The organism is Rahnella sp. PCH160 (assembly GCF_047784855.1).
Classification (GTDB): domain Bacteria; phylum Pseudomonadota; class Gammaproteobacteria; order Enterobacterales; family Enterobacteriaceae; genus Rahnella.
Genome location: NZ_JBLOGT010000001.1, coordinates 3,528,613 through 3,549,891, shown reverse-complemented (window position 1 = coordinate 3,549,891; position 21,279 = coordinate 3,528,613). Strand labels below are relative to the sequence as shown.

Below are 21,279 nucleotides of genomic sequence, written 5' to 3'. Positions count from 1 at the left end.
TCTCCGTTATTTGTCTGCAAGGCTGCGGGCGCAGAAAGTCTGGAAGGCGATGGATTTCTCCACCGGATAGACTTCCTCGCCGAGCATTTCGCGAATAATCGAACTGTTGCGATAACACGCCATGCCCAGATCCGGCGTGACGAAACCGTGGGTATGCAGTTCGGCGTTCTGGACAAAAATCTGGTTGTGGGCATCGATGCTGTAATTGCGGTTGACGGCGTAACGCCCGGCGTCATCCCACTGAATACGGTTGTAAATACCTTCGATAAACTGCGGCGGCTGATAACTGTAACCGGTGGCGAGCACCACGGATTCTGTCTGATGGCGATATTCCTGCTGTTGTTCGTGATGAAGCAGGGTCATCTCCAGTTCGCCTTTGAGGTTGCCGGTCAGCGCGGTCAGTTCAGAATGCGTGTAGAGATCGACATTCAGCGGGCCATCAAGACGTTTTGTGTACATCAGATCGTAGATGTCGTTGATAAGGCTGATATTGATGCCTTTGTACAAGCCTTTTTGCTCGCGGTTCAGCTGGTCACGCTTGCTCACCGGCAGCGCGTGAAAGTAATCGATGTACTCCGGTGAGGTCATTTCCAGCGTCAGTTTGCTGTATTCCAGCGGATAGAAACGCGGCGCGCGGGTTACCCAGGTCAGGTGATAATCGTATTTGTCGATTTCTGAAAGCAGGTCGTAATAAATTTCGGCCGCACTTTGGCCGCTGCCGACGACTGTGATGGATTTCGAGCGCTGCATCCGCGCTTTGTTCGGCAGATAGTCGCTGGAATGGTGAACGTTGCTGCCTGCTTCACGGGCACAGGCCGGCATCCACGGCGACGGACCGGTGCCCAGCACCAGACGTCTGGCGCGGTAAATCTGTTTATCGCCGCCCTGGGTCGAACGCGCCTGCACCAGATAACATCCCGTTGGCGCATCCCAGGTCACCAGCTCCACGCGCGTGGAAAATTGCAGACAGGTGAGCTGCTGACAGACCCACTGGCAATACTGGTTGAACTCTTTGCGCATCATGAAGAAGTTTTCACGAATATAAAAAGAGTACAGTTTTCCCTGCTGCTTCAGGTAGTTGAGAAAGCTGTAAGGACTGGTCGGATCGGCCAGCGTGACCAGATCGGCCATAAACGGCGTTTGCAAATGTGCGCTTTCCAGCATCATGCCGGTGTGCCAGTCAAAGCCGTCATTTTGATCTAAAAACAGGCCATTCAGCGCTTTTACCGGTTCCGTCAGACAGGCCAGACCGAGGTTAAACGGGCCGATGCCAATCGCGATAAAATCGTAGGTCTGTTTATCTGCATTCAGTTCAGGGGAATTAAGGCTCATGGTGCAACTCCTGTTAGCGGTTTTTCGCGGCGCTCAGCGCGGCGGCTGTCAGTTCTTTACCGTAATGCGTGATAAGGCTGATCACATCGGCGACGTCTTCCGTGGTGGTGGTCGGGTTGAGCAGGGTAAATTTCAGGTACTGGCGCTGATGCACTTTGGTTCCGGCAATCACGGCGCTGCCGTCGCGGAAAATGGCTTTGCGGATGTCGGCGTTGATGGCGTCAATTTGCTCCTGACTCATCGACATGCGCGGGACAAAGCGGAATACCAGCGTGCTCAGTTCGGGTTTGTGCAGCACTTCAATGTTCGGGTTCTGTTCCATCATCTGATGGGTTTCGGTGGCGCGTTCCAGCAGCACATCGAAGGATTCGCCCAGCGCCTGCTGGCCCATGATGCGCAGCGTCAGCCACATTTTCAGGGCGTCGAAACGTTTGGTGGTCTGGATGCTTTTGTTGACCAGATTCGGCGTGCCTTCCAGTTTTGCACTTAGCGGATTCAGGTATTCCGCGTGATGAGTGACGTGCTCCAGATGGCGATGGTCGTTGACCAGAAACGCGCTGCAACTTACCGGCTGGAAGAAGGATTTGTGATAATCAACGGTCACGGAATCGGCGAGGTGAATACCTTCGATGCGCTGGCGATGCTGCGGGGAAACCAGCAAACCACAGCCGTAAGCGGCGTCGGCGTGCATCCAGATTTTCTCTTTGCGGCAGATTTCCGCGATTTCATTCAGCGGATCGATACTGCCGAAATCGGTGGTGCCCGCCGTGGCGACAATCGCAATCGGAATCAAACCTTCTGCGTGGCAGCGTTCGATTTCCTGTTTCAGCGCGCTGATATCCATACGGAATTTGTCATCGCAGGCTACCGGCACTACGGCGTCATAGCCGAGGCCGAGCAGTGCGGCGGATTTCTGAATGCTGAAATGGCTGACCTGCGAACTGAAGATGCGCCAGCGGTTGGCTTCCGGCGGTAAGCCCTGATATTTGATGCTGTGCTGCGGACGCGTGCGTTTGCAGTGGCTGTCGCGCGCCAGCAGCATGGCCATCAGGTTAGATTGCGTGCCGCCGCTGGTGAAAATACCGTCTGACTGCGTGCCAAATCCGATGCGTGCCAGCGTCCAGTCGATGACCTTTTGTTCAATCAGCGTGCCGCCTGCGCTCTGATCCCAGGTATCAACGGATGAGTTGATCGCACTGATAAAAAGTTCGGCCAGTTGCGACGGAACGACGGTCGGGCAGTTGAGATGTGCGAGGTATTTCGGGTGATGGAAATAGACCGCATGCTGAAGATACAAATCATCCAGCTCTTCCAGTGCCAGCCGCGTGCCGTCTAAAGGTTTGGTTAAATCAATATGACGAAATTGCTCGGCTAATTCGGCAGGAGATACGCCGGAAAAAGGCTTTTCGGTCTGATTAATATGAGACTTAATTAATTCAATCCCTTGCTCAATCTGCGCCTGCCATTCCGGGGTGCTATTTTGATTGAAAATATAACCCTGATTTTCGCGTAATTTTTCCTGAGCGGGAGTGAGGTTATTCGCGCTGTCCTGCATTAATTCCCAATTATTTATCTGGCTCATGCTGTACCCTTTTAATCTGACCATTTTCATCCGGCGGGGGCGTGGGGCTGCCTTCCGAATGTATTAAGGAAATTTCAGTGAACGTAAGCGTTAGCAGGCAGGGCTTATGGCCACGCCTGTAAGGTCTGTGGTTAACTATTTTTCTTTATAGAAAATTGCAGGTGATTTATCTTGTCTGATTTCCTTCGTGCGGATTTATACAAGGTTTTAACGATTGGGAATCATTATAAATGCAAATCATTATCATTCAATGTCGATATTGAACATTTAACTAATAGGCGCGTTTTTGATGTTTTTATGTGATCACGATCACATAAAAATGTAAATCCTGCTTTAGGTACTCTTAATCCTATGAGAGAAATCTGGTTTTATTATTCAATTCTGTGCGCTGTAAAGAGACCGTTGTAATACAAAAAGTTATATTTAACCACACTAAACTAAGGTGTAATTTGTTTTGTTCAGAGAGGTTAACGTGTAGCGCAGAAGTGTATTTCCGTCAGATGGAAAAATAATGATCAAATTAAGAACATTAAATGCCTTCTTCCGGCAGGGGAATATAAGGATAAAATGAAGGGAAATAAAATGGCCGGTCATCATGATCGGCCATTGAGTTATATTTTATTACATTTAGTGATTAATCAACACGCAGTACGCGGCTGGTGTTGGTGGTGCCGATGGTGCTCATGACATCACCCTGAGTGATGATCACCAGGTCGCCGGAAAGCAGATAGCCTTTATCACGCAGCAAATTCACCGCGTCCTGAGCGGCTGCCACGCCGTCGTTCACGCTGTCGAAGAAGACTGGCGTAACACCGCGATAAATGGCGGTCAGGTTGAGCGTATGCACGTGTCTGGACATGGCGAAAATCGGCAAACCGGAGCTGATGCGTGACAACATCAGTGCGGTACGACCAGATTCCGTCATGGAGATGATCGCCGTGACCCCTTTCAGGTGGTTTGCGGCGTACATGGCAGACATGGCGATGGCTTCTTCGGTGTTATCGAACTCCACGTCAAGACGGTGTTTGGAAACGTTGATGCTTGGGATTTTTTCCGCACCGAGGCAAACACGCGCCATCGCAGCCACGGTTTCTGACGGATACTGCCCGGCAGCCGTTTCGGCCGAAAGCATCACGGCGTCGGTTCCGTCAAGCACGGCGTTTGCGACGTCCATCACTTCCGCACGGGTTGGCATCGGATTAGTGATCATCGATTCCATCATCTGCGTCGCGGTAATCACCGCACGGTTGAGCTGACGGGCACGGCGGATCAGTTTCTTCTGAATACCCACCAGTTCCGGGTCACCGATCTCAACGCCCAGATCACCACGGGCGACCATCACGACGTCAGAGGCGAGAATGATGTCATCCATTGCCGCGTCAGTGGCGACGGCTTCAGCACGTTCGACTTTAGAAACGATTTGCGCATTACAGCCGGCTTCGCGTGCCAGGCGTCGGGCGTAGTTAAGATCTTCGCCGGTGCGTGGGAATGAAACTGCCAGGAAGTCCACGTCCATTTTGGCCGCAGTAATAATGTCTGCTTTATCTTTTTCAGTCAGGGCTTCAGCGGAAAGGCCACCGCCCAGTTTGTTGATGCCTTTGTTGTTGGACAGCGGGCCGCCAACGGTGACCTCTGTGAACACTTTCATGCCCTGAACTTCGATCACTTTTAACTGCACGCGGCCATCATCAAGCAGCAGAATGTCGCCTGGAACCACGTCGGCAGGCAGACCTTTATAGTCGATACCCACTTTCTCTTTATCGCCTTCACCCTTGCTCATGTTAGCGTCGAGCAGGAATTTATCGCCGATATTGAGGAAGACTTTGCCTTCTTTAAAAGTCGAAACGCGAATTTTTGGCCCTTGCAGATCGCCAAGGATAGCCACGTGACGGCCAAGGCGGGCCGCGATTTCACGCACTTTGTTGGCACGCAGGATGTGATCTTCAGGGGTACCGTGGGAGAAATTCATACGTACTACGTTTGCACCGGCGGCAATAATTTTTTCGAGGTTATTGTCGCGGTCAGTTGCAGGACCGAGGGTGGTAACAATCTTTGTTCTTCTGAGCCTTCTGGACATGCCTTACTCCGTTAACTGGTGAAGCAATTATTGTGCAAAAAACAGCGGGTCCACATTGGGTCGAGGTGTCATTGTAATACCAAAGAGTTTCACCTGTGTGACCCGCTGACCTCATGTCTGACATCGGTCGTGCGCACTTTGCGCATAGATTTTCCGCCAGACTCCCTATTAAATCATTGGTGCGCTATCAATATGTTTTATGGATGATTTGACGCCTGTCACGCAGGAAGAAATCATTCAAGCAGGTTAGAGACGACGATACCCTTATCAAAGCGCGATTCTTTCAACGCTTCTTTGACCCGCTTCAGGTTATCTCTGAATTTTGTGCCACGGCGTAAAGTAAACCCGGTCGCCAGCACGTCGATCAGCGTCAGTTGCGCAATTCGTGAAACCATCGGCATATAAACGTCGGTGTCTTCGGGAACGTCCAGCAACAGTGCGAGCGTGGCCTCGTGCGCCAGCGGCGTATTGAACGAGGTAATCGCAATCACCGTGGCATCGTTTTCGCGGGCAAGATGCGCCAGTTCCACCAGATTTTTGGTGCGTCCGGTGTGAGAAATCAGCACGACGACGTCGCCTTCGCTGGAATTCATGCAACTCATGCGCTGCATGACGATGTCATCGAAGTAAACCACGGGAATATTGAAGCGGAAAAACTTGTTCATGGCATCATGCGCCACGGCGGCGGAGGCGCCCAGCCCGAAGAAGGAAATCTTTTTGGCCTGAGTGAGTAAATCGACGGCGCGGTTAATGGCGGCAATGTCCAGGGTGTTTTTCACCTGATCCAGGCTGGCCATCGTGGATTCGAAGATTTTACTGGTGTAAGCGCTGACACTGTCGCTTTCATCCACGTTACGGTTCACATAAGGTGTACCGTTTGCCAGACTTTGTGCCAAGTGCAGTTTAAAATCTGGAAACCCTTTTGTGTCGAGGCGACGGCAAAAACGGTTTACAGTAGGTTCACTGACGTCGGCCATGCGGGCCAGAGTGGCTATGCTGGAATGAATGGCAATGTGCGGTGATGCGAGGATAACTTCTGCAACTTTGCGTTCTGACTTGCTCAGAATGTCAAGGCTGGTCTTGATTTTTTCCAATGTATTCATAAGCATGCCACTCATAGGTTTCAACGATTTCTTTGAAAAGAGGAAATCGTGCTGATTTGATGAAAATATACTACGCGCTTTATGCCGTTGGCAGCGTCAGTCAGGCGAATTTACGGCTTTTTTTGTCAGAGTTTGACCGGGATCTAACTTTCAGTATGGTAAATTCTGTTCAGTTTTGTCATAAAATTACAGAACTCGGTGAGTTTTTCGCGAGTCTGAGATAGGTATGATAAAAACAGGGTTTTATCAGCGAGTTATCGCGCAGTCAGATCAAGGTTTACGGCTCACGGGCAATCAGAGTACATTGTTGCTGAAATAAAATTACAATATGTACCCGAGATAATTCGAGTTGCAGCTCACGCAAAGGCAACCAGAAATAGATTAGGTATTCCTGCATTGAGGAGAAGAACATGGCGGTAACTCAGACAGCCCAGGCTTGTGATCTGGTAATTTTCGGTGCAAAAGGCGATCTTGCGCGTCGTAAGCTGTTGCCTTCCCTGTATCAGTTAGAGAAAGCAGGTCACATTCACCCTGACACCCGTATCATCGGCGTCGGACGTGCGGAATGGGACAAAGCGGCCTATACCGAAGTGGTTAAAGAAGCACTGACCACCTTCATGAAAGAAAAAATTGATCCGGAACTGTGGGATAAACTCAGTGCCCGTCTTGATTTCTGTAACCTTGATGTCAACGATCTGAAGCATTTTAAAGTGCTCGGCAAAATGCTGGATCAGAAAAATCGCGCCACCATCAACTACTTCGCGATTGCCCCAAGCCACTTCGGCGCAATCTGCCGGGGTCTGGGTGAAGCAGGGCTGAACAAAGAACCTGCGCGCGTTGTGATGGAAAAACCACTGGGACACTCTCTCGAGTCTTCTCAGGTCATCAACGATCAGGTGGCGGAATACTTCGCCGAATCTCAGGTTTACCGAATCGACCATTATCTGGGTAAAGAAACGGTACTCAACCTGCTGGCGCTGCGTTTTGCCAATAACCTGTTCGCCAGCAACTGGGATAACCGCACCATCGATCACGTGCAGATTACCGTTGCTGAAGAAGTGGGTATCGAAGGTCGTTGGGGTTATTTCGATGACGCGGGCCAGATGCGCGACATGATCCAAAACCACTTGCTGCAAATTCTGACCATGATTGCCATGTCGCCGCCGGCTGATCTGAGCACAGACCGTATTCGTGATGAGAAAGTCAAAGTACTGCGCTCCCTGCGTCGTATTGACCAGTCAAACGTGCGTGAAAACACCGTGCGCGGCCAGTATACCGCCGGCTTTGTGCAGGGCAAAAAAGTCCCTGGCTATCTGGAAGAAGAAGGTGCGAAAAAAACCAGCAGCACCGAAACCTTCGTGTCTATCCGTGTGGATATCGACAACTGGCAGTGGGCTGGCGTGCCGTTCTACCTGCGTACCGGTAAACGTCTGCCGACCAAATGTTCAGAAGTGGTGGTGTACTTCAAGAGCCCGGCGCTGAACCTGTTCCGTGATTCTTACCAGCAGTTGCCGCAGAACAAGCTGACTATTCGTCTGCAACCGGACGAAGGCATTGAAATCGAAGTGCTGAACAAGGTTCCGGGTCTGGAACACAAACATCGTCTGCAGACCACCAAACTGGATCTGAGCTTCACGGAAACCTTCAACGAGCAGCACATCGCCGATGCTTACGAGCGTCTGCTGCTGGAAACCATGCGTGGGATCCAGGCACTGTTCGTGCGTCGTGACGAAGTGGAAGAAGCCTGGAAATGGGTCGACTCCATCATGAATGCGTGGGCGGCGGAGAGCGAAGCACCAAAACCGTATCAGTCCGGCACATGGGGCCCGGTGGCTTCTGTGGCCATGATTACCCGTGACGGCCGTTCCTGGAACGAGTTCGAATAACCGGTAATCCTTGAAAAACGCTGCTTATGCAGCTTTTTTTTATGACATATCAATTCTTTTAGCAGTTAGGAATAGTAGTATCTCGTCGAATCGGGTGTGGTCGGTTTCTGGCAACGTTTTTTCTTTTTGAAAAGTTGCCGGACCCTGTGGCAGGGGCGCGCCATCAATCACAACGGTGCCTGCGGGCATGAACGGAGAACAAGATGAAAAACTGGAAAACAAGCGCGGAACAAATTCTGACCTCAGGGCCGGTAGTTCCTGTGATTGTTATCAATAAACTGGAACACGCTGTTCCGCTGGCGAAAGCGCTGGTTGCCGGTGGTGTGCGTGTGCTGGAAGTGACGTTACGTACCGCTTGTGCAAGGGATGCAATCCGTGCGATTGCCAAAGAAGTGCCGGACGCCATTATTGGTGCAGGTACCGTACTGAATCCGCAGCAACTGGCCGAAGTGACTGAAGCCGGTGCGCAGTTCGCAATCAGCCCTGGTCTGACAGATGCTTTGCTGAAAGCGGCCAACGCCGGTTCTATCCCCTTGATTCCGGGCATTTGTACTGTCTCAGAACTGATGATGGGTCTGGATGCCGGTTTGCGTGAATTCAAATTTTTCCCTGCGGAAGCCAACGGTGGCGTGAAAGCGTTGCAGGCCATTTCCGGTCCGTTCCCGCAAGTCCGTTTCTGCCCGACCGGTGGGATTTCACCGGCGAACTACCGTGATTATCTGGCACTGAAAAGCGTGCTGTGCATCGGCGGTTCATGGCTGGTGCCTGCGGACGCGCTGGAAAGCGGCGATTACGCACGTATCACTGAATTGGCAAGAGAAGCCGTTGCGGGCGCAAAAGCGTAATACCCGTCATCCTTCGTGGTGCCTTAACGTGACCCGGATGTTTTAGGGTATTTCAAAATGTGAAAACCTCCCGCGGGAGGTTTTTTTATGTCTGCGATCCGTCGCTTAACGGGCGGCGATGATCTTAATTTCGATTTTGTATTTCGGGTTCATCAGGTTCGCCTGCACGGTGCAACGAACCGGCGCGTGACCCGGAGAAACCCACGCATCCCAGGCTTCGTTCATTGCCGGGAAATCTTCCTTATGAACCAGAAACAGCGTGGCATCGAGAATTTTGCTCTTGTCGGAACCGGCTTCAGTCAGCACGGCATCGATGATGGCCAGCGTTTCAGCGGTCTGATCTTTTACATTCGCATCCAGATTTTCCGGCACCGCCGTGTAGTAAATAGTGTCGTTGTGGATGACCACATCGGACATGCGTGGCTCAGGTCGGATCCGTTCGATAGTCATACTGTTGTGCTCCGTTTTTCACTTTTTATTGATGACGCTAAGGGTATCACAAAGGTTCGCAGTGTTGGATTGGCAGATGGCGGTGGCGGTGAGGGCGTTCGGTTGGCATAATCACTGCTGATCCGTACAGGTAAGAGAGATGCAGTGACAGACGATTTTGCAACAGATGGCGCCCTGGCGCAGAAAATTGAAGGTTTCAAACCCCGTGAACCGCAGCGTCTGATGGCGCAGGCCGTCAGCAAAGCTATCAGCGGTAAACAGGGTCTGGTCGTTGAGGCCGGAACCGGAACCGGGAAAACCTACGGCTATCTCGCGCCGGCATTACGCTCGGGCAAAAAAGTCATTATTTCTACCGGCTCGAAAAACTTACAAGATCAGCTGTTTTCCCGTGACCTGCCTAAAGTGGCCTCTGCTCTGCAATTCAAGGGCCGTCTGGCATTGCTGAAAGGGCGCTCGAATTATCTCTGTCTGGAACGTCTGGAGCAGCAGTCGCTTTCAGGCGGTGATCTCGCCAGTCAGGCGCTCAGCGAACTGGCGCATCTGCGGCACTGGTCGAGCAGCACGGAAGAGGGCGATATCAGCACCTGCACCGTGGTGCCGGAAGACAGCTTTGTCTGGCCACTGGTCACCAGCACCAACGATAACTGTCTGGGCAGCGACTGCCCGCTGTACAAAGAGTGTTTCGTCGTCAAAGCCCGCCGTAAGGCGATGGACGCGGACGTCGTGGTCGTGAATCATCATCTTTTTATGGCCGATATGGTGGTTAAAGAGAGCGGTTTCGGCGAGCTTATCCCGCAGGCCGACGTGATGATTTTCGACGAAGCCCATCAGATCCCCGATATCGCCAGCCAGTATTTTGGTCAGCAGATTACCAGCCGTCAGTTGCTGGATATGGCGAAAGACATCACCATCGCTTATCGCACGGAAGTGCGTGATTCGGTGCAGTTGCAGAAAAGCGCTGACCGCCTGAGCCAGAGCACAATGGATTTCCGTCTGGCGCTCGGTGAACCCGGTTTTCGTGGCAATCTGCGCGACGTGCTCAGCCAGCCTGCCATTCAGCGCGCGCTTTTGCTGCTCGACGATGCGCTGGAGCTTTGCTACGACGTGGTCAAACTGTCTCTCGGTCGCTCGGCTTTGCTGGACGCCGCCTTTGAGCGCGCGACGTTGTACCGCAACCGTCTCAAGCGCCTGAAAGATGTGTCGATTCCCGGTTACAGCTACTGGTACGAATGTAATTCCCGGCATTTTGTTCTGGCGCTGACGCCGCTGTCGGTGACCGATAAATTCAGCGAAATGATGAAAGAAAAACCGGGCGCATGGATTTTCACGTCCGCAACGCTTTCGGTGAACGATCAGCTGCATCATTTCACCGAACGTCTCGGGCTGGATGAGGCAGAAACATTGCTGCTCCCCAGCCCGTTTGATTATGCCAAACAGGCGCTGTTGTGCGTGCCGCGTTTCCTGCCTGAATCTAAAGGTCAGGGCAGTTCCAAGCAGCTGGCGCGCATGCTCCGGCCACTGATCGAAGCCAATAAAGGGCGCTGTTTCTTCCTGTGTACCTCGCACAAAATGATGCGTGAGCTGGCGGAGGAATTCCGCGCCAGCCTGACGCTGCCGGTGTTGTTGCAGGGTGAAACCAGTAAAGGGCAGTTGCTGGCGCAGTTTGTCGAAGCGGGCAATGCGTTGCTGGTAGCCACCAGCAGTTTCTGGGAAGGCGTTGACGTACGCGGCGACGCGCTGTCGTGCGTCATCATTGATAAATTGCCGTTCACCTCGCCGGACGATCCGCTGCTGAAAGCGCGCATTGAAGATTGCCGTTTGCGCGGCGGTGATCCGTTCAATGACGTACAATTACCGGATGCGGTCATTACGCTTAAACAGGGCGTCGGGCGTCTGATCCGCGACACCGATGACCGTGGCGTGATGGTGATTTGCGACAACCGTCTGGTCATGCGCCCGTACGGCGAAGTTTTCCTCAACAGTTTGCCGCCGACGCCGCGCACACGTGACCTTGCACAAGCGATACGCTTTTTACATAACGTGGAAGAGCAGAAATAGCCTTCACGTTATGTTAGGATAGCGCCCCGAAAAAAGGCCCTAACTTATTCATTTCCCCCGCCTGAGGTTTGGCATGTCCACGCGAATTTTAGCGATTGATACGGCGACAGAAGCCTGTTCGGTTGCGTTATACAATGAGGGCGAAACGCTCGCTCATTTTGAACTCTGCGCGCGCGAACATACGCAGCGTATTTTGCCGCTGGTGCAGCAGATCCTGGCTGAAGCGGGTCTCACACTCAATCAGCTCGACGCACTGGCCTTTGGCCGCGGGCCTGGTAGTTTTACCGGCGTGCGCATCGGCATCGGCATGGCGCAGGGGCTGTCGCTTGGCGCTGAACTGCCTCTGCTACCGGTTTCGACATTACTGACCATGGCGCAGGGCGCGTACCGCCAGACCGGCGCTGAAAACGTGCTGGCTGCGATCGATGCGCGCATGGGCGAAGTGTACTGGGGAGAATTTTCCCGGAACGCTCAGGGCATCTGGCAGGGCGAAAACACCGAGAAAGTGATCAAGCCTGAGCAACTCATCGAACAGGCCGGTTCACTGACGGGGCGTTATGCGACCGTCGGCACCGGCTGGGAAGCTTATCCGCATTTGCTGGGTGAATCTCCGGTGGCAGAATTATTTGATGGAAAAATGTTACTGCCGCACGCGGAAGATATGCTGCCGCTGGCGCTCCAGCTCTGGGAAAACGGTGTTCGCGTAAATCCTGAAGATGCTGAACCCACTTATCTGCGCAACGAAGTTACGTGGAAAAAGCTGCCGGGCCGGTAAGTTACCGCAACTTGTGTACTTAAAAGTGGTCAAAATTAAGAGTATGCACAGGAGTCATCGCAATGCGTAAGTGGTCAGCAGTCCAGCAGTTTTCGGTTCAGACAGGTAAGAAATGGGCGTTTAGCGCTGTCGCGCTGAGCGTTCTGGTGCTGTCAGGATGTGTCACCGTTCCGGATGAAATCCGCGGAACCACGGCAACGCCGCAAATGAATTTACAGGCAGTGCAGGGCGCACCGAGTCTGTATGTCGGGCAGGAGTCGCGTTTTGGCGGCAAAGTGGTGACAGTCACCAACTTGCAGAATAAAACACGTCTTGAAATCGCCACGATGCCGCTTGATGACGGCGCGCGACCAATACTTGGCGCTGCATCGCGTGGCCGCATTCTGGCCTATATCAACGGTTTCGTCGATCCGGTGGATTACCGCAATCAGCTCGTCACCGTGGTCGGCCCGATTACCGGCGTTGAAAAAGGCACCGTAGGCCAGTCGTCCTATGATTTTGTGACCGTTAACGTCAACAGTTTTAAACGCTGGCGTATCGAGCAGCAGGTTGTGATGCCGCCTCAGCCGATAGGCCCGTGGGGTTGGGGATACGGGGGACCGTACGACAGCTGGGGGCGAGGGTTTGGGCCCGGTTGGGGGCCCGGCTGGTATGAGATGGGGCCCGCTCGGGTCCAGAGCGTCGTCACCGAATGAACGGCACCATCACGGCGCGCCGCCTCCGCACGGGGCTCCACCGCCACAGGGCGGACAGTCACGGCACGGCCCGCCACCTCAGGCGGCGATGAGGCCAACACCGGGTCATGCGGTGCCACCGCCGCCGCCGAAAAAGTAAAGACAGACAAGATCGTTGTTAAGGCGGCTTAATTGCCGCCTTTTTCTTTTTAAACCAGGGACGGTTTGGCTAATGAAGGGCACAGAAAAAGTGACCCGCCTCTCAACCTCGACATTGTTTGAAACGCAACTGGTAAGCTGAGTTAAAATATTGTTAAAGACGTGATAAAACTCGTCAAATTGAGACGGCAACAGAACATGATTTCAGGAGTGATACCTTGGAAAAGGTTTGGCTAAAACGTTATCCGGCAGATGTTCCAGAGAACATCGACCCTGACCGCTACAGCTCGCTGGTCGAGATGTTCGAGAATGCCACGCTGCGTTATGCCGACAGCCCGGCGTTTATCAACATGGGCGAGGTCATGACGTTCCGTAAGCTTGAGGAGCGTAGTCGCGCTTTTGCGGCCTACCTGCAAAACCAGTTAGGGCTGAAAAAAGGCGACCGCGTCGCCCTGATGATGCCTAATCTGCTGCAATATCCGATTGCACTGTTTGGCGTATTGCGTGCGGGCATGGTCGTGGTGAATGTCAACCCGCTGTATACGCCGCGTGAGCTGGAACATCAGCTCAATGACAGCGGTGCCAGCGCCATCGTGATTGTGTCCAACTTTGCCCATACGCTGGAAAAAGTGGTCTACAAAACGCAGATTAAGCATGTGATCCTGACCCGGATGGGCGATCAGCTTTCTGCGGCAAAAGGCACGCTGGTCAATTTTGTCGTCAAATATGTCAAACGGCTGGTGCCCAAATATCACCTGCCGAATGCGATTTCCTTCCGCAGTGCCCTGCAATACGGGCGCCGTTTGCAATACATCAAACCCGATATCATCAATGATGATCTGGCGTTTCTGCAATATACCGGCGGAACCACCGGCGTGGCGAAGGGCGCTATGCTGACGCACCGGAACATGCAGGCCAATCTGGAACAGGCAAAAGCGGCGTATGCGCCGTTGCTGCAACCGGGGCATGAACTGGTGGTAACGGCACTGCCGCTGTATCACATTTTTGCGCTGACGGTGAACTGCCTGTTGTTCCTCGATCTGGGGGGTAAAAGCCTGCTGATTACTAACCCGCGTGATGTGCCGGGCATGGTGAAAGAGCTGTCGAAATACCCTTTCACCGCCATCAGCGGGGTGAATACGCTGTTCAACGCGCTGCTCAACAATGAAGATTTCCGCGAACTGGATTTCTCCACGCTGCGTCTTTCGGTCGGCGGCGGGATGTCGGTGCAGAAGTCGGTGGCGGATAAATGGGAAAAACTGACCGGCAAACATTTGCTGGAAGGCTACGGCCTGACGGAGTGTTCGCCGCTGGTGGCGGGCAACCCGTATGACCTGAAACATTACAGCGGCAGCATCGGTCTGCCGGTGCCGTCCACGGAAGTGCGTCTGGTGGATGATAACGGCCAGGATGTCGCGCCGGGTCAACCCGGAGAGCTTTGGGTCCGTGGCCCACAGGTCATGCTGGGATACTGGCAACGGCCGTCGGCAACCGATGAGGTGCTAAAAGATGGCTGGTTATCGACGGGCGATATCGTTACAGTGGACGAGCAGGGCTTTTTGCGGATTGTAGATCGCAAAAAAGACATGATTCTGGTTTCCGGATTCAACGTTTACCCTAACGAAATTGAAGAGGTGGTTTCACAACATGACAAAGTGCTCGAAGTTGCTGCCATCGGCGTGCCAAACGAGTCGTCGGGTGAAATCGTCAAAATTTGCGTGGTGAAGAAAGATCCGTCACTGACCAGCGAAGAACTTCTGGCACATTGCCGCCGGTTATTAACCGGTTACAAAGTACCGAAAATTGTCGAGTTTCGCGATGAGTTACCGAAGTCAAATGTCGGTAAGATCCTCAGACGCGAACTTCGCGATGATCAGGCAAAACCGAAAGACGATCCGAAACAGGATGCGGCGTAACGTTTTCCCGCTGCGCCGTGATGGTCATTCTCAACGCCGGATATGTCCGGCGTTGTCACGTTATAACGCATTAATTTTAAGAGAATTAAGATTTGAATTATCAGTTGATCACGACCAATGACGCGCTCGAGCAGGTTTGTCTTCAGGCCAAAGCGCACAGCAAAATCGCGCTGGATACCGAATTCGTCCGTACCCGCACTTACTACCCGCAACTCGGGCTAATCCAACTCTTTGACGGTGAGCGGCTGACGCTGATTGATCCGTTGCCGATTACCGCCTGGCAGCCTTTTATCGATTTGCTGGTGAATCCTGATGTCGTGAAATTCCTCCATGCCGGTAGCGAAGATCTGGAAGTTTTCCTTAACGCTTTTGGCGTGATGCCTTCGCCGCTGATTGATACACAAATTCTTGCCGCATTTAGCGGACGTCCGTTGTCGTGCGGCTTTGCCCGTCTGGTGGCGGAAACAACCGGCGTTGAGCTGGATAAAAGCGAATCGCGCACCGACTGGATTGCCCGTCCGTTGAGTGAAAAACAGTGTGTCTACGCCGCTGCGGATGTCTGGTATCTCATGCCGCTGGCCGATCAACTGATGCGTGAAACCGAAGAAGCCGGATGGATGGAAGCGGCACAGGATGAATGTCTGGCGTTGTGCCGCCGCCGTAAAGAAGTTCTGCAACCCGAACTGGCTTATCTGGAAATTGGCAATGCCTTCCAGCTGCGTCCGCGCCAGTTGGGTTGCCTGAAATTACTGGCTGCCTGGCGCCTCAATCAGGCCCGTCAGCGTGATCTGGCCGTTAACTTTGTCGTGCGTGAAGAGAATTTCTGGCAGGTGGCACGTTATCAGCCTAAATCACTGGGCGAACTCGAAGCCCTTGGCCTGAGCGGCCCTGAAATCCGTTACCACGGACGGACATTGCTGGCGTTGGTTGAAGAATCAGAGGCGCTGGCAGAAGACGATTTACCGGCACCTATTTTGAATCTGATTGATCAGCCGGGTTACCGCAAAGTCTTCAAAGATATCAAAGCGCTGATCCAGACTGTGAGTGAAGAGAGCGGGTTAAGTGTCGAGTTGCTGGCCTCACGTCGCCAGATTAACCAGTTATTGAGCCGCCACTGGAAGTTAAAAGATAAAGAATCACAGCCGGAATTAATCAGCGGCTGGCGAGGAAAACTTCTGGCTGAAAGGCTCAGCGAAATTCTTAGCCAATATTGACTGACCAGCCGCTTTGAAAAATAGCGGCGAGCAAAAAAATTAAAGGCGGAGATCTTCTCCGCTTTTTGTTTTTTGATAAGGACAGATTAAGTTAACCGCGCATTTAAATAATAGAGACAGGTTAAAATTCGCTGACGAAATCACACTGAGGATATTAATCGCTGCTCTGAATGGGATGAGTCTTAATCTTGGATAATAAATAAAACGGGCCGCGGAATGAAGTATTGGGTGGGGATATATACAGTGGTACTGAAAGGGAAATAATTTTTCCGCTGGAAAACAGGACAGTAATTCAGTAACCCTCTGCGGAAACAGAGGGCACTAAGCTGAAAAACACACCGGCAAACAGGGTAAACAGACTGCTGTCATTTAGGCGCTTCTTCCGATTCTGACTCTGGAAGGGTGACGTTCAGTTCCAGTACGGAAATATCGTCACCTTTTTGCTCGAACTGAACCTGCAACATTTCGGGGTCAATCTTAATGTACTTACAGATGACTGCTAAAATATCACGTTTCAAATCAGGCAGATATGATGGTTCACTATCCCCTCGACGCCGTTCGGCTACGATAATCTGTAGCCGTTCCTTGGCTATATTGGCTGTCGATTTTTTGCGGGACAGAAAGAAATCTAACAATGCCATGGTTTATCCCCCAAAAAGGCGTTTCAGGAAACTCTTCTTCTCTTCCTCAATAAAACGGAACGCACGTTCTTCACCAAGCAGACGGCTGACGGTATCGTCGTACGCTTTCCCTGCATCAGATTCCTGATCCAGGATAACCGGTTCGCCCTGGTTGGACGCACGCAGCACGGACTGATCTTCAGGAATAACGCCAATCAGAGGAATACGCAGGATTTCCAGCACATCTTCCATGCTCAGCATGTCGCCACGGTTGACACGGCCCGGATTGTAACGGGTGAGAAGCAGATGTTCTTTGATAGGCTCGAGACCTTTTTCCGCACGACGGGATTTTGAAGACAAAATGCCCAAAATGCGGTCTGAGTCACGAACAGAAGAGACTTCCGGGTTAGTGGTAATCACCGCTTCGTCGGCAAAATACAGTGCCATCAGCGCACCGGTTTCGATACCCGCAGGGGAATCGCACACCACGAAGTCAAATTCCATTTCGGCCAGATCGTTGAGAATTTTTTCAACGCCTTCGCGGGTCAGTGCATCTTTATCACGGGTTTGTGAAGCCGGAAGAATAAACAGGTTTTCAGTGCGTTTATCTTTGATAAGCGCCTGATTCAGCGTGGCATCACCCTGGATCACGTTGACGAAATCATAAACCACGCGGCGCTCACAGCCCATAATCAGATCGAGATTACGCAGACCGATATCGAAATCGATAACAACGGTCTTTTTACCTTTTTGAGCTAAACCGGTAGCAATGGCCGCGCTTGAAGTGGTCTTGCCAACGCCCCCTTTACCCGATGTAACAACTATGATGCGTGCCATGAATGGATTCCTTGTCGAAAGGGCTTAGTTTAAAGGTTGTATGGTTAACACATTATTTATCAGGCTGAGGCGCGCGGCCTGACCGAGATAATCGGCCGGGATTTGATCACTCAACCAGTATTGCCCTGCGATAGAGACGAGCTCAGCGCCTAAGTGGGTGCAAAAAATCTGACAATTTGCATCACCTGCTGCACCAGCCAGCGCTCTTCCTCGCATCATACCGTAGATGTGGATGTTGCCATCGGCAATCAGTTCCGCACCTGCGCTGACACTATTGGTCACGATGAGGTCGCTGTTACGGGCGTAAATTTGTTGGCCGGATCGGACCGGAGCACTGACAATGCGGGTTTTCGCCGGCGCATTGTCGGGCACGACAGGAACCGGTGGTTCTGCGGCGATACGCTGTGCGCGGCCTTCACTCAGCAGCGGTAATCCGGTGCGGGAAAGTGCGCGTTTCTGCCCTTCGTCTTTACAACCACTGATGCCCACAACGCGAAAACCTGCAGAAGCGACAGCCTGTTGAATGTCTTTCCAGTTTGCTTCACCGCTCAGTGAGGCAACGTTGATAACAACAGGGGCATTTTTCAAAAAGGCCGGAGCTTGCTCCACTTTTTCCTGTAATGCCTGATAAATAACCTCTGGTTGTGAACTGTGTAAATGAACAACCGATAAGGTAAAACTGCTGCCTTTTAGTTCTATTGGCGATTGTGACATCTATCCTGACTCAGTCTCAGCAACTCTAAATCCCCGGAATACCACTCGGGGGCGATATTCCGATGTACGTTAAGCATGTTATAGTTACAGTTATATCTAGGCAAGCCACCGTTTCAATTAAATAGAGTTAAAAAAATGCTTTGTGTGATCTATAGAAGTACTAAACGCGACCAGACTTATCTGTATGTCGAAAAAAAAGACGATTTCTCTCGCGTGCCTGAAGAATTACTCAAAGGTTTTGGTGTGCCGCAGTTCTCAATGATGCTCAATCTGGCCGGACGGAAAAAATTAGCCTCGGCAGATATTTCAAAAGTGCGTCAGGCTCTCGAAGATCAGGGATATTATCTGCAGGTTCCACCACCGGTCGAAAGTTTATTGAATATTCACCTGACCGACGCGGGTAAATAACGCTTTCCTGACATTTGTTTCGGCATTTCACGCACTTTAGGACGTCATGACTTGCAATCATCGCTGGAGTACTCAAAGCTTACAACGATGATTAATTTGCAGATGTGATAAGGAAGAATTTGATGAAATTGTCGGCACTGGCCGTGTTAACACCGTTGATTATCCTCAGCGGTTGTGCAGCGCAGAAGGCAACCTCAGGACAGAGCACGCCGCAGGCTGCGGCAGCCACACAACCTTCAGCCGCCGCTCCTGCGTCTACACCCGGCAAAACGTCGCTGGCCGAACAGGGAAGAGACCCCACAGAGTTTCCGGCCTATGTTGAAAAGCTGAAAGCGCAGGCTCTGGCGCAGGATATCAGCCCGCAAACGATCGACAGTACCTTTGCGAACCTCCATTTTGTTGACCGTGTGATCAACTCCGATCGCAATCAGCTGGAAAAGAAAATTACGCTGGATGACTATCTGACCCGCGTCTTGCCGGAGTGGAAAATCAAACAGGGCCAGACGCAATATCAGAATAATTTACCCGCACTCCAGCAGGCCAGCGACCGTTACGGCGTTCAGCCGCAATACATCGTGGCGCTGTGGGCGATGGAAAGCAGCTTCGGCAAAATCCAGGGTAAGGAAGACGTCTTCTCCGCGCTGGCAACGCTGGCCTTCGAAGGGCGGCGTGAAGCGTTCTTCACCAAAGAATTTATGGCCGCGCTCAAAATTGTCGATTCAGGCCACGCAACCGCGGACATGATGAAAGGCTCATGGGCCGGAGCGATGGGGCAGTCGCAGTTTATGCCGAGTTCATATCTGACCTACGGGGCTGACGGCAACGGCGACGGCAAGATTGATATCTGGAAAAATACCGATGACGTCTTTGCTTCTACGGCGAATTACCTGTCGAAAGAAGGCTGGAAACGCGATCAGGGCTGGGGTCAGGAAGTGAAATTGCCCGCCGGTTTTGATGGCAATCTTACTGGCCTGAAAAACAACCAGATGCATCCGGCCAGTTACTGGCAGCAAATGGGCATCACGCAGGTAGACGGCACCCCGCTGGCCTCTGTGGCGACCCGTGCGTGGATCATCACACCGGATGACACACAAGGGCGTGCATTCCTGGTTTACGATAACTTCCGGACGATTATGCGCTGGAACCGCTCAACCTATTTTGCACTGAGTATCGGCATGATGGCGGATGGCATTATGGGGGCTCAGGTGCCGGTTGTTTCAGGTGAAGCCGCTTCTGCACCGTTAGCGCCAGCCCGGCGTAATCCGTTCAGCGGCTGATTTTCCTAAAAAGGAGTGGCGGTATGTATCAACACAGAAACTGGCACGGCGCGTTACTGGATTTTCCTGTCAACAAAGTGGTGTGTGTGGGCAATAACTATGCCGATCATATCAAAGAGATGGGCAGTCAGGTTTCCACCGAGCCGGTGGTGTTTATCAAACCGGAAACAGCATTGTGTGACATCCGCCAGCCACTCGCCATGCCGAAAGGTTTGGGTTCTGTACATCACGAAATTGAGCTGGCGGTTCTCATCGGCACGCCGCTCAAACAGGCCACGGAAGATCGCGTTGCCAATGCCATAGCCGGTTATGCGCTGGCGCTGGATTTAACGCTGCGTGATTTGCAGACGACATTCAAAGCCGCAGGCCAGCCGTGGGAAAAAGCCAAAGGCTTCGACGGTTCTTGCCCGATCAGCGGATTTATTCCGGTGAGTGAATTTGGTGATGCGCAGCAGGCTGATTTGCGCCTGGCGGTGAACGGTCAAACGCGGCAGGAAGGGAATACCCGTGACATGCTGACGCCGCTGTTACCGCTTATCGCTTACATGAGCCGTTATTTCACGCTGCGTGCGGGCGACATCATTCTGACCGGCACACCGCAGGGCGTCGGGCCGCTGAAAGCGGGTGACGAAATTGTGGCTACACTTAACGGTAAGTCTGTTTCAACCCGCGTGATCTGAAACAAACCCTCTCTCCGCCGGAGTCGCTTTCCGGCGGCTTTACTTGCATCTGCAGGCTAAAGCGTCTATATAAGCACCCTCATTTTATTTATACCGGATGCACATTATGACTGAACCCGCTTTTTGGCAGCAAAAAACGCTGTCTGAAATGACTGACGAAGAATGGGAAGCATTGTGCGATGGTTGCGGACAATGTTGCTTACATAAGCTGATTGATGAAGATACCGAAGAAATCTACTTCACCAACGTTGCCTGTAACCAGCTCAATATCAAATCTTGTCAGTGCCGCAACTACGAGCGTCGTTTCACGCTGGAAGAAGACTGCATTAAGCTGACCCGCGAAAATCTGACCACGTTTGACTGGCTGCCGCCAACGTGCGCTTATCGCCTGATTGGCGAAGGCCGTCCATTGCTGCCGTGGCATCCGCTGCTGAACAAAGCATCGAAATCGGCGATGCACACGGCACAAATCTCCGTTCGTTATATCGCGGTGCGCGAAGACGACGTGGAAGACTGGCAGGATCACATCATGAATAAACCAAGCTGGGCGAGATAAACGGCTGAAGGGAAAGAAGAAGGAATTTCCGGCGAAAGGATGCAGGGCAGAGACGGGGCCTGGCCCGTAATAGAGAGTTCAAAATCCTTCTGATTCCCTGCCTTTCACGCTAAACC

19 protein-coding genes are annotated in these 21,279 nt (G+C 52.3%); 11 read left to right on the top strand and 8 right to left on the bottom strand.

Features of this window, described 5'->3' with window-relative positions; translation table 11 throughout:
• Nucleotides 1-6: 6 nt before the first annotated feature.
• The 4 genes from ACM5QY_RS16305 to ACM5QY_RS16290 all read right to left on the bottom strand — a co-directional run bounded on the left by ACM5QY_RS16305 (nt 7) and on the right by ACM5QY_RS16290 (nt 6,094).
• A complete protein-coding gene (locus ACM5QY_RS16305) occupies nt 7-1,332 on the bottom strand; it encodes a lysine N(6)-hydroxylase/L-ornithine N(5)-oxygenase family protein (RefSeq protein ID WP_416121779.1) in 1,326 nt (441 codons plus the stop codon).
• 13 nt (nt 1,333-1,345) lie between these two features.
• Nucleotides 1,346-2,914 carry a pyridoxal phosphate-dependent decarboxylase family protein gene (locus tag ACM5QY_RS16300; protein ID WP_416121778.1) on the bottom strand — a complete coding sequence of 523 codons (1,569 nt, stop codon included), beginning with the start codon at nt 2,912-2,914 and terminating at the stop codon, nt 1,346-1,348.
• A gap of 634 nt (nt 2,915-3,548) precedes the next feature.
• The gene (pyk, locus tag ACM5QY_RS16295) at nt 3,549-4,991 is read right to left on the bottom strand and encodes a pyruvate kinase (RefSeq protein ID WP_416121777.1); all 1,443 of its coding nucleotides are present in this window, start codon (nt 4,989-4,991) and stop codon (nt 3,549-3,551) included.
• 233 nt (nt 4,992-5,224) lie between these two features.
• Nucleotides 5,225-6,094 (bottom strand): MurR/RpiR family transcriptional regulator, encoded by an 870-nt coding sequence (locus tag ACM5QY_RS16290; protein WP_416121776.1) that lies wholly within the window; start codon nt 6,092-6,094, stop codon nt 5,225-5,227.
• Nucleotides 6,095-6,504: 410 nt separating this feature from the next.
• Between ACM5QY_RS16290 and zwf the strand changes: the two genes are divergently transcribed.
• Entirely contained in the window at nt 6,505-7,980 is a 1,476-nt protein-coding gene (gene zwf, locus ACM5QY_RS16285; protein WP_112290019.1) for a glucose-6-phosphate dehydrogenase, read from the top strand.
• 203 nt (nt 7,981-8,183) lie between these two features.
• Nucleotides 8,184-8,825, top strand: a complete 642-nt coding sequence (locus tag ACM5QY_RS16280) for a bifunctional 4-hydroxy-2-oxoglutarate aldolase/2-dehydro-3-deoxy-phosphogluconate aldolase (RefSeq protein ID WP_416121775.1) — start codon at nt 8,184-8,186, stop codon at nt 8,823-8,825.
• 105 nt (nt 8,826-8,930) lie between these two features.
• On the opposite strand, the gene ACM5QY_RS16275 is transcribed toward ACM5QY_RS16280, so the two are convergent.
• Nucleotides 8,931-9,275 carry a RidA family protein gene (locus ACM5QY_RS16275; protein ID WP_416121774.1) on the bottom strand — a complete coding sequence of 115 codons (345 nt, stop codon included), beginning with the start codon at nt 9,273-9,275 and terminating at the stop codon, nt 8,931-8,933.
• A 144-nt stretch (nt 9,276-9,419) separates the two neighbouring features.
• On the opposite strand from ACM5QY_RS16275, the gene ACM5QY_RS16270 reads away from it, so the two are divergent.
• From ACM5QY_RS16270 to rnd, 5 genes are all read left to right on the top strand, one after another.
• Complete coding sequence (locus ACM5QY_RS16270) at nt 9,420-11,333, top strand: ATP-dependent DNA helicase (protein ID WP_416121773.1); 1,914 nt, start codon at nt 9,420-9,422, stop codon at nt 11,331-11,333.
• A 73-nt stretch (nt 11,334-11,406) separates the two neighbouring features.
• Complete coding sequence (gene tsaB, locus ACM5QY_RS16265) at nt 11,407-12,108, top strand: tRNA (adenosine(37)-N6)-threonylcarbamoyltransferase complex dimerization subunit type 1 TsaB (RefSeq protein WP_416121772.1); 702 nt, start codon at nt 11,407-11,409, stop codon at nt 12,106-12,108.
• A 62-nt stretch (nt 12,109-12,170) separates the two neighbouring features.
• Nucleotides 12,171-12,803 (top strand): Slp family lipoprotein, encoded by a 633-nt coding sequence (locus ACM5QY_RS16260; RefSeq protein ID WP_416121771.1) that lies wholly within the window; start codon nt 12,171-12,173, stop codon nt 12,801-12,803.
• Nucleotides 12,804-13,159: 356 nt separating this feature from the next.
• Nucleotides 13,160-14,857 carry a long-chain-fatty-acid--CoA ligase FadD gene (gene fadD / locus ACM5QY_RS16255; RefSeq protein WP_416121770.1) on the top strand — a complete coding sequence of 566 codons (1,698 nt, stop codon included), beginning with the start codon at nt 13,160-13,162 and terminating at the stop codon, nt 14,855-14,857.
• Nucleotides 14,858-14,949: 92 nt separating this feature from the next.
• The gene (gene rnd, locus ACM5QY_RS16250) at nt 14,950-16,071 is read left to right on the top strand and encodes a ribonuclease D (protein WP_416121769.1); all 1,122 of its coding nucleotides are present in this window, start codon (nt 14,950-14,952) and stop codon (nt 16,069-16,071) included.
• Between the two features lie 365 nt (nt 16,072-16,436).
• On the opposite strand, the gene minE is transcribed toward rnd, so the two are convergent.
• Genes minE through minC form a run of 3 tightly spaced genes read right to left on the bottom strand, consistent with a single transcriptional unit; the run spans nt 16,437 to nt 18,242 of the window.
• The gene (gene minE / locus ACM5QY_RS16245; RefSeq protein WP_104921763.1) at nt 16,437-16,712 is read right to left on the bottom strand and encodes a cell division topological specificity factor MinE; all 276 of its coding nucleotides are present in this window, start codon (nt 16,710-16,712) and stop codon (nt 16,437-16,439) included.
• Between the two features lie 3 nt (nt 16,713-16,715).
• Nucleotides 16,716-17,528: a septum site-determining protein MinD gene (gene minD / locus ACM5QY_RS16240; RefSeq protein ID WP_416121768.1), complete on the bottom strand. Its 813-nt coding sequence runs from the start codon at nt 17,526-17,528 to the stop codon at nt 16,716-16,718.
• A gap of 24 nt (nt 17,529-17,552) precedes the next feature.
• Entirely contained in the window at nt 17,553-18,242 is a 690-nt protein-coding gene (gene minC / locus ACM5QY_RS16235) for a septum site-determining protein MinC (RefSeq protein ID WP_416121767.1), read from the bottom strand.
• Between the two features lie 135 nt (nt 18,243-18,377).
• Between minC and ACM5QY_RS16230 the strand changes: the two genes are divergently transcribed.
• The 4 genes from ACM5QY_RS16230 (at nt 18,378) to ACM5QY_RS16215 (ending at nt 21,163) form a co-directional block, all read left to right on the top strand.
• Nucleotides 18,378-18,650 carry a YcgL domain-containing protein gene (locus ACM5QY_RS16230; protein ID WP_416121766.1) on the top strand — a complete coding sequence of 91 codons (273 nt, stop codon included), beginning with the start codon at nt 18,378-18,380 and terminating at the stop codon, nt 18,648-18,650.
• A 122-nt stretch (nt 18,651-18,772) separates the two neighbouring features.
• Nucleotides 18,773-19,927, top strand: a complete 1,155-nt coding sequence (locus tag ACM5QY_RS16225; protein WP_416121765.1) for a lytic murein transglycosylase — start codon at nt 18,773-18,775, stop codon at nt 19,925-19,927.
• A 23-nt stretch (nt 19,928-19,950) separates the two neighbouring features.
• Nucleotides 19,951-20,607, top strand: coding sequence for a fumarylacetoacetate hydrolase family protein (locus tag ACM5QY_RS16220; protein ID WP_416121764.1), 657 nt, complete (start codon nt 19,951-19,953; stop codon nt 20,605-20,607).
• 106 nt (nt 20,608-20,713) lie between these two features.
• Nucleotides 20,714-21,163: a YcgN family cysteine cluster protein gene (locus ACM5QY_RS16215; protein WP_101080018.1), complete on the top strand. Its 450-nt coding sequence runs from the start codon at nt 20,714-20,716 to the stop codon at nt 21,161-21,163.
• Nucleotides 21,164-21,279 lie beyond the last annotated feature (116 nt).